This is a genomic window from Noviherbaspirillum saxi (genome assembly GCF_003591035.1).
In the GTDB taxonomy this organism is placed as follows: Bacteria; Pseudomonadota; Gammaproteobacteria; order Burkholderiales; family Burkholderiaceae_D; genus Noviherbaspirillum; species Noviherbaspirillum saxi.
Genome location: NZ_QYUO01000001.1, coordinates 886555 through 898008 on the forward strand (window position 1 = coordinate 886555; position 11454 = coordinate 898008).

The window sequence follows — 11454 nt, forward strand, 5'->3', positions numbered from 1 at the left end:
ATCTCATTGTGCTGCGCCGTTGCCGGCGGGCGCTGCAGTGCTTGCATTGGTTCCGCCTGCGGGCGGATTGGCTGCTGCAACATTCAGGATCTTCACTGCGGTGCCAGTGCGCAGTGTGCCGAGATTGGCCTTGATGATCTGCGCGCCGTTTTCCAGTCCACCGGTGATTTCTACCGCGTCGCCGCTGCCATTGTCGCCATGCATGCCCAGCGCGACCGGTTTGCGCACGAGCTTGCCGCTTTCAATCGCATAGACGAAAGGCTGGCCGCCATCCTTTTGCACCGCCGATTGCGGAACCGTCAGCACACCGGACTTCTTTGCCATCGTGAGCTGTGCTTCGCCGAACATGCCCACGCGCAGCGCACTCTGAGGATTGTCGACCTGCACATAGACATAGATGGAACGCGATCCGGCCTGCGTGGCGGGGTTGATGCGGGCCACCTTGCCGATAAATGATTTGGACACGCCTTCGACCGTGACCTGCACTTCCTGGCCGAGGGCGACGTTGCCGATGTCGGAGGCAGGAACCGATGCTTCCATTTCCATCTGGCTCAGGTCAACCACGTCGAGCAGGCGATTGTCGGCCGATACCTTTTCGCCCGGCTGTACCATGCGGCTGCTGACCAGCCCCGCAATCGGCGTACGGATTACGGTGTCGCCGAGCGCCTTTTCGGCTACATCGAGGGCGCCGCGCGCAGATTCGACATTGGCGCGGGCGATGTCGTACTGGCTCGATGCATTGTCGAATGCATTCTTGGAAATGAAGCCCTTGTCCAGCAACGCCTTGTTGTTATCGCGCGCCTTGGTGGCGATGTCCAGCTGTCCGCGCGCGGCTTGCAGTGCGCCCCTGGCCTGATCGAGACGAGCTTGATAGTCGCGCGTATCCATTCTTACCAGCACCTGGCCCGGTTTCACCGCTTCGCCTTCGCGCACCAGCACTTCGCGGATATCGCCCGGGATGCGCGCCTTCACGCTGACTTGATTGACTGCGCGCAGCGAACCCGACAATGGCATCAGCTGGCGCAGCTCGCCGCTACCGATATGCATCACATCGCTGGGCAGGAATTCCATGGCCGCCGGTACGGACGCCAGGATGGATGCGTTGTCCGGCTTGGCCGGCGCGGGCTTTTTCAGCATGGCGCCTGCGACGCCCGCCACCAGCAGGCAGGTAGCCAGAATGATCCAGAAACCACGTCTTTTCAGCATGGAAAATCCATTGTTTATTTGACTGGAGCAGCTTCCTGTTTCAGGACGCCGTGCAGAAAAAGGTCGATAAAGCTATCCAGATATTTTTCAGGCTGCATGGCTTTGGTCTCGAGCGTACTGAATGTATGCTTCCACAGCATCAGCATGATCATCGGCGCGCACACCACATTCATCGCTTGGCTGACATCGATATTGCGGAATTCGCCACGGCTGATGCCGCGCTCCAGCATGCGCGCGATCATGGCATTGCCGCGGGAAATCACCTCATCATGGTAAAACTTTGCCACTTCGGGAAAGTTGCTTGACTCTGCAACCATCAACTTCGAAATGCCGGAAAGCTTGGTATTGCCAATTCTTTCCCACCAGCCATACGCAATTTCATGAAACAGGGCAGAAGTCGGACCTTCAAAATTGCCGATGATGCTTTCCGCTTCACCCAGCACGGGCACCACGTTTTCCCGTACCACCGCCATGAACAATTCTTCCTTGTTGGTGAAGTACAGGTACAGCGTGCCTTTCGATACGCCGGCTCGCGCGGCAACATCATCCAGCCGCGTCGCCGCGTATCCCCGTTCGACAAATAGGTCAAGCGCAGCAGCCAGCAATTCTTGCGGACGGGCATCCTTACGCCGTGCCCAGCGCGGCTTTTTAAAGGGGCAATTCATATCGGGAATGGGAAATCCAAATAACTTACTTACGAGTCAGTAATGTAATCGCCATTGCAGGTAGCGTCAAGCGCCGCCATGACGTGGTCATGGACAGTGCGCGTCACAAAAGAAATCAACAATAGCCAGTAAAATTTACGGCTTCAAGAAAAGGATCGCCTACGATGACTCTAATGCCGAACCGGCGGCGCTGTACTTCGTGCCTCATGCGCGCGGGAGAGGCATCATGACGCATAAACAACAATGCCGTGCCGATTGTGGCGCTTGCTGTATCGCGCCCTCGATTTCGTCGCCCATTCCGGGTATGCCGAATGGCAAGCCGGCAGGAGTGCGATGCGTCCAGCTCGATGCTTCCAACCGATGCATGATTTTCGGCAAACCGGAACGGCCAGCGGTGTGCGAAAGTCTACAGCCATCGAATGAAATGTGCGGCGAGTCGCGCGCGTATGCCATCGCTTACTTGTTGCGACTTGACGAATTGACTTCGACCTGAAGGAGGAGCGATGAAAATCCGACCAAGTCTGGCGTGCCAGATTCTCGTATTGCTGCTGCTGGTATCCTGCGCTGCTATGATGGGTCCGCAGACGCGGGAAATTCCGCTCGCACAATTGCAGGAATCGATCGCCAAGCGTTTTCCATTCAATAACCGGTATCTGCAACTGCTCGATATCCGCGTGACGAATCCGCGGGTTGCGCTGCAGCCGGAAGGCAATCGCATCCTGACCAGCATGGATATTTCAGTCGCACCGCCTTTCCTGAAACAGTCATGGAGCGGAAATTTCGCAGTCTCGGGGCGTCCGCAAGTCGACCTGGCGCAAAATGCGCTGGTCCTGGGCGAACCGCAGGTCGAGGCGTTGACGGTGAACGGTCTGGATCCGCTCTATGCGAATCAGGTGACGCGGCTCGGTGGATTCCTGGCCGAACAGCTGATGCAGAATCTGCCGCTCTATACCTTCAAGCCGGAAGAGTTGCGTTACGCAGGCACTCGCTTTAATCCGGCAAGAATTGCGACTACGCAGAATTCTGTCGTGGTAACCTTTGAGCCTGTGAAATAGTTGCGGTTGATGTGCTGCATCAGGCTTGATGCCTGATGTATTTTTGCTTATTCACCGACCCGCGCGGCCTTGCCTGCGGCGGGTTTTTTATTGACTCCGATATCAGTACACAATGGACTTAACACTTGCGCTCAAAGCGCTCATCATGGGTATCGTCGAAGGCTTGACGGAATTCCTTCCCATCTCTTCCACCGGACATCTGATCCTCGCCGGCAGCCTGCTCGACTTCACTGGTGAAAAGGTCAAGGTTTTTGAAATTGCAATCCAGGCCGGCGCAATGCTTGCCGTGTGCTGGGAATACCGCGTGCGCATCGCCAGCGTCATCACGGGTATTGGCAGCGATCGCAAGGCGCAACGTCTAGTGCTGAATCTGATCATCGCCTTCGTGCCGGCGGCGGTGCTGGGATTCATTTTCAACAAGAGCATCAAGGCGGTATTGTTTGCACCGGTTCCTGTCGCGCTCGCATTCATCGCGGGCGGCCTGATCATTCTGTGGATAGAGCGCAGGAACCGGGGCGCAGCAGGTGTGGCGCGGGTCGATACCGTGGATGACATGACGGCAATGGATGCCTTGAAGGTCGGGCTGGCACAGGCGTTTGCCCTGATCCCTGGCACCAGCCGTTCCGGCGCGACCATCATCGGCGGCATGATGTTTGGTCTGTCGCGCAAGGCCGCAACGGAATTTTCATTTTTCCTGGCGATTCCCACCCTGTTCGCCGCGACCATCTATTCGGTATACAAGGAACGCGCGTTGCTGTCGGTTGCGGATCTTCCCTGGTTCGGCGTTGGCGCGATTGCTGCGTTCGCATCCGCGTTCCTGTGCGTGCGCTGGCTGCTGCGTTATATCAGTTCGCATGATTTCACGATCTTTGCGTGGTATCGGATCGTATTCGGTTTTGTTGTGATTGCCTCAGCTTATGGCGGTTGGGTGACTTGGGCGGAGTAGAGTCATGTCAGCCTGAACGTGTCGTCCGAAATCGGCGGCACGATAGGGTCGGAATGGCTCTAGAATAGCGGGATGTCTTCACAAGCCATTCATGACCCCGCGCTGCACATTCTGCAGACGGTATTCGGTTATCCCTCGTTTCGCGGCCAGCAGGCCGATATTGTCAATCATGTGGCCCGTGGCGGAGACGCCTTGGTATTGATGCCCACGGGCGGCGGCAAATCCCTCTGTTACCAAATCCCGGCAATGCTGCGCGATGGCGTAGGGGTCGTCGTCTCGCCGCTGATTGCGTTGATGCAAGACCAAGTCGATGCGCTCGCCGAAGTCGGTGTCAGGGCAGCCTTCCTGAATTCCACACAGAGCTTCGATGAAGCCATGCGCACCGAGCGGCGCGTGCGCAACGGCGAACTCGACCTTGTCTATGTCGCGCCGGAACGCTTGATGACACCGCGCTGCCTGGATTTGCTCGACGCCTCGAAGATTGCGCTGTTCGCGATCGATGAGGCGCACTGCGTGTCGCAATGGGGACATGACTTCAGGCCGGAATACATACGCCTGTCGATATTGCATGAACGTTTTCCCAATGTTCCGCGCATTGCATTGACGGCCACCGCCGATCCTCAGACGCGTGCCGAGATCGCGCACCGGCTGCAACTCGACGACGCCCTGCAATTCGTCTCGTCATTCGACCGCCCGAACATCCGTTATCAGATTGTCGAAAAGACCAATGCCCGCAAACAGGTGCTGGACTTCATCAATGAAGAGCATCCCGGCGAGGCAGGCGTCGTGTATTGCCTATCGCGCAAAAAGGTTGAAGAGACCGCCGAATTCCTGCAGTCGCAGGGCATCAATGCCTTGCCTTATCACGCGGGCATGGACATGTCGGCGCGCACCGCCAACCAGGCGCGCTTCCTGCGCGAAGACGCGATTGTGATGGTGGCGACGATTGCCTTCGGCATGGGCATCGACAAACCAGATGTGCGTTTCGTCGCCCACCTCGACCTGCCCAAAAGCATAGAAGGCTATTACCAGGAAACCGGCCGCGGCGGGCGCGACGGTGCGCCGGCGGATGCCTGGATGGCCTATGGGTTGCAGGACGTGGTGCAGCAGCGGCGCATGATCGACGAGTCGGAAGCCGACGACACCTTCAAGCGCATACAGGGTGCCAAGCTCGACGCGATGCTCGGGCTATGCGAAACCCTCAATTGCCGTCGCGTGCGCCTGCTCGATTACTTCGGCCAGCCCTCGGGGCCGTGCGGCAATTGCGACGTCTGCCTGAGTCCGCCGGTATCCTTCGACGGCTCGATCCCGATGCAGAAGCTGTTGTCCGCGATCTATCGTGTGGAGCAGCGCTTCGGCGCGGGGCATGTGATCGATGTGTTGCGCGGCGCGAGTTCCGACAAGGTCAAGCAATGGCGGCACGACAAGCTGACTACTTTCGGCATCGGCAGCGAAACCGGCGAGCAGGAATGGCGGGCGATCCTGCGCCAAGCAATTGCATTGGGCTTTGTGTTGGTGGACCACGATGCGTATGGCTCGCTCAAGTTGACCGATGAAGCCCGTCCGGTGCTGCGCGGCGAGCGCAAGGTACAACTGCGGCAATACCAGAAACCAGTCAAGAAACGGCGCGAAGCGGTCAAGCCGAAAGGCTATGTCGAAACCGATCTGTCGAGCGTCGAACAGGCGATCTTCGACAAGCTGCGCTGGTGGCGCGTCGAGACCGCGCGCAAGCACAATGTGCCGGCATATGTGATCTTCCACGACGCGACGATGCGAGAAATCGCCAAGACCAAACCCACGTCGCTCGACGATCTGCGCAATGTGTCGGGTGTCGGCGAGAAAAAGCTGGAAACCTATGGCGAAGAGATTGTCGCGCTGATCGTGGAAATGGCGGACTGAGGCCTTTCCACCTACACCGGCGTTCAGGTGCTTTCGCGCACAATCAGCGAAAAGCCGACATCCTTCTTTGCCGGCACCGGTGTTTCCCCATTCATCAATTGCAGCAGCATGCTGGCGGCGGTGTGCCCGATTTCGTAACGCGGAGTCGCGACCGTGGTCAGCGTCGGATGCACCCACGCCGCTGCGGCCAGATCATTGAAGCCGGCAACCGCGAGTTTGCCCGGCACCGGGATGCCGCGCCGCTGGCATTCGAACAGCACGCCAAGCGCAAGGTCGTCATTGCAGCAGAACAGCGCATCGGTATGCGGCGCCTGCTCCAGCAACCGGCCCAGCAACGTTGCGCCGAGTCCGATGGAAGAGGGCGTGGGATCGAGGATTTCGCCGACCGGATAATTCAGTCCCGCCTCGTGCAGCGCCGCGCGGTAACCGGCAAGCCGCTCCATCACGCGCGGATCGAGCTGCGCTCCCAGAAAACCGATACTCCGGTAACCGCGTTCGAGCAGATGCCTGGTGATCGCCAACCCGGCATCGAATTGTTCCAGTCCGACCGAATACATATCCGCATCGGTCATTTCCATCATGTGCACGACTGGCACGCGGCTGCGCTGCAGTAAGTCGCGCGTTGCATTGGTCTGGTCGAAGCCGGTGATCAGAATGCCATCTGGCGAGTGTTCGAGATAGGCACGCAACAGGCTTTCTTCTTCTTCGGGCGAGTAACGGGTATCGCCGATCAGGGTGCGGTAGCCCGCCGCATGCAGCACATCGCGCACGCCTTCCAGCAATTGGGTGAACACCGTGTTCGACAGTGAAGGGATCAGCACTGCCACGCTTTCGGAGCGTGCACGCGCAAGCGCACGCGCCGCGCGATTGGGCATGTAGCCGAGTTCAGCGATCACGCTTTCGATCTGCGTACGCAGCTCTTCGGAGACGAGGTGCGGCGCATTCAGCACACGCGATACCGTGATCGAGCTGGTGCCGACGCGTTCCGCGATTTCACTCAGAGTCACGCGGCCGGACTGGGTGGGACGAGGTTTTCTGCTAGCCATAAAAGATCTTTTACCTCAAGCAAAGTAGTGCTGCAAGGCATGCTTAAAAGTTTAATTTTCCGCTGCATCCAAAGCCACGGAGAATTGGTTTCCCACATTAAATTGCTGCGTCGCCGCATCGAAAACGCTTTACAAACGCGTGTCGGGGACTAAAATCCGGCTACTGTTAGCGCTAACAGTAGTCCAAAACAGCGCGATTTTCAAATCGATTTCATTTCCAGGACCTTAGCCGCATGCCGGATCATCCCACCCAATACCTTGAAGCCGTACCCAAACGCTGGATCGTCATGGGCGTCAGCGGTTGCGGCAAAAGCGAGATAGGCCGCTTGCTCGGCGAGCGTCTCGGCGTCGCCCATATCGAAGGCGACGAACATCACCCTCCCGTCAACATTGCAAAAATGGCGGCCGGCACGCCGCTGGATGATGCCGATCGTCAGGACTGGTTGCTGATCCTGCAACAGAAAATCCGTGCAGCCGCCGACAGGGGCCTTGGCATGGTGTTGTCGTGTTCGGCCCTGAAGCGGCGCTATCGCGACCTGCTGCGCGGCGGCGATCCCGATCTGTTCTTCTTGCACCTGGATGGCGACCGTGAACTGATCGCGCAACGCATGCAGGCGCGTCCGGGCCATTTCATGCCGGTCGCCTTGCTCGATAGCCAGTTTCGCGATCTGGAACCATTGCAGCCTGACGAAGCCGGCGTGCGTGCCGATATCCGGCTTGCGCCGGAAACCCTGGTCGATGAGGTGCTGGCCAGGTTCAACCCCGATATCAGAAAGGAAGAAAAATGAAACGACTGATTCCGGCGGCCGAACGCCTGGTCGAATCGTTGATGGGACTGGCGCTTGGCATCATGGTTGTGCTGGTGTTCGGCAATGTCGTGCTGCGATATGGCTTTGATTCCGGCATTGCATGGGCAGAGGAAATCTCGCGCCTGATGTTCGTCTGGCTGATCTTTCTCGGCGCCATACTCGCCTTGCGCCACCATGCGCATTTGGGTGTCGAACTGGTGCAAGCCAAGCTGTCCCCGCCGTTGCGTCGTGCGTGCGCCGTCATCAGCCATCTGCTGATGCTGTACGGCTTATGGCTGTTCTTCGACGGTAGCTGGACCCAGACCAAGATTGGCATGACAACCTATTCCACCGTGCTTGGTTATCCGACCGCACTGATGGCTGGCTCCGGTCTATTGTGTGCGGGATCAATGATGCTGATCGTCGGTGTCAATCTCTGGCGCATCCTGCGCAAGGATCCGCGCGCCATGGTGCCGGGCGATGCGCCTGATCCCGGCGATGAATGGCAGGCAGCAGTCGTTGCCGAAGGCCAGGGAGTCGCCAAATGACACTCGGTATCTTTCTCGCTGCACTTACCGTGCTCATGGGCCTGGGCATGCCGATTGCGTTTGCGCTCATGCTGACCGGCGTCGCGCTGATGGTGCATCTCGATTTCTTCGATGCGCAACTCGTCGCGCAAAACATGCTGTCAGGCGCCGACAACTTTCCCCTGATGGCGGTCCCGTTCTTCATTCTCGCCGGTGAACTGATGAACGCGGGCGGCATTTCGCGGCGCATCATCAATCTCGCCGTCAGTCTGGTCGGGCATATCAAGGGCGGACTCGGTTACGTTGCGATCGGCGCGGCAGTATTGCTGGCTAGTCTGTCCGGTTCCGCCATCGCCGACACTGCGGCACTTGCGACGCTGCTGATTCCAATGATGCGCGACAACGGCTATCCGGTACCCGAGAGTGCGGGTCTGATCGCATCGGGCGGCATCATCGCGCCCATCATTCCGCCGTCGATGTCCTTCATCATTTTCGGTGTGGCCACCAATACCTCGATCAGTGCGCTGTTCCTGGCCGGTATCGCACCGGGTATCTTGATGGGCGTAGTACTCGTCGGCGTCTGGATGATGATGACTCCGCGCATGAATGTCGTCGCCCAGCCAAAGGCGACCTGGGCCGAGCGCAAGCATGCATTGATCGACGGCGTATGGGCACTCATGCTGCCGATCATCATCATCGGCGGTCTGCGCGGCGGCATCTTCACGCCGACCGAAGCAGCGGTGGTGGCGGCCGTCTATTCATTGCTGGTCAGCGTATTCGTCTATCGCGAAGTCAATGTGAAGATCCTCGGCAAGCTGCTGGTCGAAGCTTCGCGCACCACCAGTATCGTGATGTTCCTTTGTGCCGGTGCGCTGGTCTCGTCCTACATGGTGACACTGGCCGACTTGCCGGCCCAGGTAATCGATTTGCTCGCCCCCCTGATGGACGATCCGCGTGTGCTGATGGCCGCCATCATGCTGTTGCTGCTTGCCGTCGGCATCGTGATGGACCTGACTCCGACCATCCTCGTGATGGGGCCGGTACTGATGCCGATCGCTGTCAAGGCAGGCATCGATGCCACGTATTTCGGCGTGATGTTTGTACTGGTCGGCACCATAGGCCTGATCACGCCGCCGGTCTGCACCGTGCTCAACGTCGTATGCGGCGTTGCAAAGATCTCGATGGAAAGCGCGACGCGCGGGGTATGGCCTTTCCTGCTCGCCTACCTCGTACTGCTTTCCCTGTTCATTGTATTCCCCGGGTTCATCACCGTACCGATGACCTGGTTCCGCTGACTTCAACCACTAGGAGACACCATGAAAAAACTCGTCAACGCGCTCGCCATTGCACTCGCGCTGGCCGGCATTGCCGGCAGCGTTCAGGCTGCCGACTACAAGCCGCGCATCATCCGTTTCGGTTACGGCCTGGCCGAAGACAGCAACCAGGGACGTGCAGTCAAATTTTTTGCGGAAGACCTCGCCAAGCGCACCGATGGCAAGATGAAAGCAAAGGGTTTCGCCAGCGCCAGCCTGGGCAGCGACACGCAAATGCAGAATGCATTGATCGGCGGCGCGCAGGAAATGATGGTCGGTTCGACAGCCACCCTGGTTGGTATCGTCAAGGACTTCGGCGTGTATGACTTGCCTTTCCTGTTCAATAACGAGAAAGAAGCCGATGCGGTGCTCGACGGCCCATTCGGACAAAAGCTCGCGGCCAAGCTGCAGGAAAAGGGCCTGGTAGGGCTGGTCTATTGGGAAAACGGCTTCCGCAACCTGACCAATACCAAGCGCCCGGTCGCCAAGCTGGAAGACCTCCAAGGCATCAAGCTGCGCGTAATGCAAAACCCGGTGTACATCGACATGTTCAACAGCTTCGGTGCGAATGCCGTGCCGCTGCCTTTTTCGGAACTGTTCACTGCGCTCGAAACAAAGACGGTCGATGGTCAGGAAAATCCGGTCAACACGATCCAGTCGAGCAAGTTTTACGAAGTGCAGAAATACCTGTCGCTGACCAAGCATGTGTATAGCCCATGGATCGTTTTGGCCAGCAAGAAGTGGTGGGATGGCCTGTCTGCCGACGAAAAGAAAGTGATACAGGAAGCGGCGGTGGCATCGCGTGAATTCGAACGCAAGGATAGCCGTGAAGCGGCAATCAAGGCGGTCGACTTCCTCAAGCAAAAAGGCATGCAGGTAACGGTGGTCAGCGATACCGAACTGGCGCGCATGCGTGAGAAGGCGAAACCCGCGTTCGACAAATTTTCGGCTGAAGGCGGAGCCGACCTGATCAAGGAATTGCAGGGCGAGATCACGAAAGTGCGCAAGTAAGCAGGCAATCAGGTCGTGATGCGATAGGGGGTTAAGGCGCAGAGCCTTAACCCCCTTTGCATTTTTAGCTTGCGTCCTGGCGTTTCACAAATACCAGATCCCATACACCATGGCCCAGCTTCAGGCCACGGTTTTCAAACTTCGTCACCGGTCGGTAATCGGGCCGGGGAGCGTAACCCTCGGCCGTATTCTTCAGCGCCGGTTCCTCACTCAGCACCTGCAGCATCTGTTCGGCGTAATCCTGCCAGTCGGTTGCGCAATGCAGATAACCGCCAGGCGCAAGTCGCGACACCAGCAATTCCACAAACGGTCCCTGAATCAGACGCCGCTTGTTGTGCCGCGCCTTATGCCATGGATCGGGAAAAAACACATGCACACCCGATAGCGAATTCGGCGCGATCATATGCGTGACGACTTCAAATGCGTCATGCTGGAGTATGCGCAGATTGCTCAGGTTTTGTTCACCGACCAACTTGAGCAGGCTGCCCACGCCCGGCGTATGGACCTCCACACCGATGAAATCCTTGTCCGGTAAGCCGGCTGCGATTTTTGCGGTTGTGTCGCCCATGCCGAATCCGATTTCCAGGATCTGCGGCGCAGTGCGTCCGAATGCCTGCGTAAAGTCGAACGGCGCCTTGACATAGGGAATACAGAATTGTGGCCCGAGCGTTTCGATGGATCGCGCCTGCGCAATCGAAAGACGACCAGCGCGCGTCACAAAACTGCGGATACGATGTTCGGTCGGGTCGTACAGCATCTGCCGTGTACCGGCGTCGTCGGAATGATTGTCGGACATGCTAGAAATGAGTGAAAAAGCAAATAAAAAAGGCACCGATCGGTGCCGAATATCCTGGAGCGGGTGAAGGGAATCGAACCCTCGTCGTAAGCTTGGGAAGCTTCTGCTCTACCATTGAGCTACACCCGCGTACAGGCGCATTTTACGCGGGTTTTGGGGTGGTTTGCAAAGTGGCGGAATGGCCAGTGTGCTGGAAAATGAC

Annotated in this window: 12 protein-coding genes and 1 tRNA gene; 8 read left to right on the top strand and 5 right to left on the bottom strand. The window is 58.1% G+C overall.

Annotated features, from left to right (window positions below; translation table 11 throughout):
- Positions 1-3: 3 nt before the first annotated feature.
- Complete coding sequence (locus D3871_RS04265; protein ID WP_199724727.1) at positions 4-1206, bottom strand: efflux RND transporter periplasmic adaptor subunit; 1203 nt, start codon at positions 1204-1206, stop codon at positions 4-6.
- A gap of 14 nt (positions 1207-1220) precedes the next feature.
- Positions 1221-1871, bottom strand: a complete 651-nt coding sequence (locus tag D3871_RS04270) for a TetR/AcrR family transcriptional regulator (RefSeq protein WP_119767772.1) — start codon at positions 1869-1871, stop codon at positions 1221-1223.
- A 226-nt stretch (positions 1872-2097) separates the two neighbouring features.
- Between D3871_RS04270 and D3871_RS04275 the strand changes: the two genes are divergently transcribed.
- The 4 genes from D3871_RS04275 to recQ all read left to right on the top strand — a co-directional run bounded on the left by D3871_RS04275 (position 2098) and on the right by recQ (position 5771).
- Positions 2098-2364 (top strand): YkgJ family cysteine cluster protein, encoded by a 267-nt coding sequence (locus D3871_RS04275; protein WP_119767773.1) that lies wholly within the window; start codon positions 2098-2100, stop codon positions 2362-2364.
- Positions 2365-2374: 10 nt separating this feature from the next.
- Positions 2375-2926, top strand: a complete 552-nt coding sequence (locus D3871_RS04280; protein WP_233575506.1) for a DUF1439 domain-containing protein — start codon at positions 2375-2377, stop codon at positions 2924-2926.
- A 112-nt stretch (positions 2927-3038) separates the two neighbouring features.
- Positions 3039-3872: an undecaprenyl-diphosphate phosphatase gene (locus tag D3871_RS04285; RefSeq protein WP_119767774.1), complete on the top strand. Its 834-nt coding sequence runs from the start codon at positions 3039-3041 to the stop codon at positions 3870-3872.
- Positions 3873-3944: 72 nt separating this feature from the next.
- Positions 3945-5771 (top strand): DNA helicase RecQ, encoded by a 1827-nt coding sequence (gene recQ / locus D3871_RS04290; RefSeq protein WP_119767775.1) that lies wholly within the window; start codon positions 3945-3947, stop codon positions 5769-5771.
- 23 nt (positions 5772-5794) lie between these two features.
- Here the strand turns inward: recQ and gntR are convergent, their stop codons facing one another.
- Positions 5795-6817, bottom strand: a complete 1023-nt coding sequence (gene gntR, locus D3871_RS04295) for an HTH-type transcriptional regulator GntR (RefSeq protein WP_119767776.1) — start codon at positions 6815-6817, stop codon at positions 5795-5797.
- Between the two features lie 233 nt (positions 6818-7050).
- Here gntR and D3871_RS04300 point away from each other — a divergent pair, with 233 nt between their 5' ends.
- From D3871_RS04300 to D3871_RS04315, 4 genes are read left to right on the top strand one after another with little or no spacing between them, the layout of a single operon-like run.
- Positions 7051-7605 (top strand): gluconokinase, encoded by a 555-nt coding sequence (locus D3871_RS04300; protein WP_233575507.1) that lies wholly within the window; start codon positions 7051-7053, stop codon positions 7603-7605.
- On the top strand, positions 7602-8153 hold the full coding sequence (locus tag D3871_RS04305; protein WP_119767777.1) for a TRAP transporter small permease: 552 nt from the start codon (positions 7602-7604) through the stop codon (positions 8151-8153). Before D3871_RS04300 ends, D3871_RS04305 begins: the two co-directional genes overlap by 4 nt.
- Complete coding sequence (locus tag D3871_RS04310) at positions 8150-9427, top strand: TRAP transporter large permease subunit (RefSeq protein WP_119767778.1); 1278 nt, start codon at positions 8150-8152, stop codon at positions 9425-9427. The genes D3871_RS04305 and D3871_RS04310 overlap by 4 nt, the downstream gene beginning before the upstream one ends.
- A gap of 21 nt (positions 9428-9448) precedes the next feature.
- Positions 9449-10456 carry a TRAP transporter substrate-binding protein gene (locus D3871_RS04315; protein WP_119767779.1) on the top strand — a complete coding sequence of 336 codons (1008 nt, stop codon included), beginning with the start codon at positions 9449-9451 and terminating at the stop codon, positions 10454-10456.
- Between the two features lie 64 nt (positions 10457-10520).
- Here D3871_RS04315 and trmB read toward each other — a convergent pair whose 3' ends face one another.
- Together trmB and D3871_RS04325 are read right to left on the bottom strand one after the other, a co-directional pair.
- Positions 10521-11213 carry a tRNA (guanosine(46)-N7)-methyltransferase TrmB gene (gene trmB / locus D3871_RS04320; protein WP_119769880.1) on the bottom strand — a complete coding sequence of 231 codons (693 nt, stop codon included), beginning with the start codon at positions 11211-11213 and terminating at the stop codon, positions 10521-10523.
- Positions 11214-11307: 94 nt separating this feature from the next.
- Positions 11308-11381: transfer RNA gene (locus D3871_RS04325), tRNA-Gly, on the bottom strand.
- Positions 11382-11454 lie beyond the last annotated feature (73 nt).

Bases quoted from the DNA above. Each gene is read 5' to 3' on its own strand.
- D3871_RS04265 (WP_199724727.1), bottom strand. From the start codon at position 1,206: ATGCTGAAAAGACGTGGTTTCTGGATCATTCTGGCTACCTGCCTGCTG.
- D3871_RS04270 (WP_119767772.1), bottom strand. From the start codon at position 1,871: ATGAATTGCCCCTTTAAAAAGCCGCGCTGGGCACGGCGTAAGGATGCC.
- D3871_RS04275 (WP_119767773.1), top strand. From the start codon at position 2,098: ATGACGCATAAACAACAATGCCGTGCCGATTGTGGCGCTTGCTGTATC.
- D3871_RS04280 (WP_233575506.1), top strand. From the start codon at position 2,375: ATGAAAATCCGACCAAGTCTGGCGTGCCAGATTCTCGTATTGCTGCTG.
- D3871_RS04285 (WP_119767774.1), top strand. From the start codon at position 3,039: ATGGACTTAACACTTGCGCTCAAAGCGCTCATCATGGGTATCGTCGAA.
- recQ (WP_119767775.1), top strand. From the start codon at position 3,945: ATGTCTTCACAAGCCATTCATGACCCCGCGCTGCACATTCTGCAGACG.
- gntR (WP_119767776.1), bottom strand. From the start codon at position 6,817: ATGGCTAGCAGAAAACCTCGTCCCACCCAGTCCGGCCGCGTGACTCTG.
- D3871_RS04300 (WP_233575507.1), top strand. From the start codon at position 7,051: ATGCCGGATCATCCCACCCAATACCTTGAAGCCGTACCCAAACGCTGG.
- D3871_RS04305 (WP_119767777.1), top strand. From the start codon at position 7,602: ATGAAACGACTGATTCCGGCGGCCGAACGCCTGGTCGAATCGTTGATG.
- D3871_RS04310 (WP_119767778.1), top strand. From the start codon at position 8,150: ATGACACTCGGTATCTTTCTCGCTGCACTTACCGTGCTCATGGGCCTG.
- D3871_RS04315 (WP_119767779.1), top strand. From the start codon at position 9,449: ATGAAAAAACTCGTCAACGCGCTCGCCATTGCACTCGCGCTGGCCGGC.
- trmB (WP_119769880.1), bottom strand. From the start codon at position 11,213: ATGCTGTACGACCCGACCGAACATCGTATCCGCAGTTTTGTGACGCGC.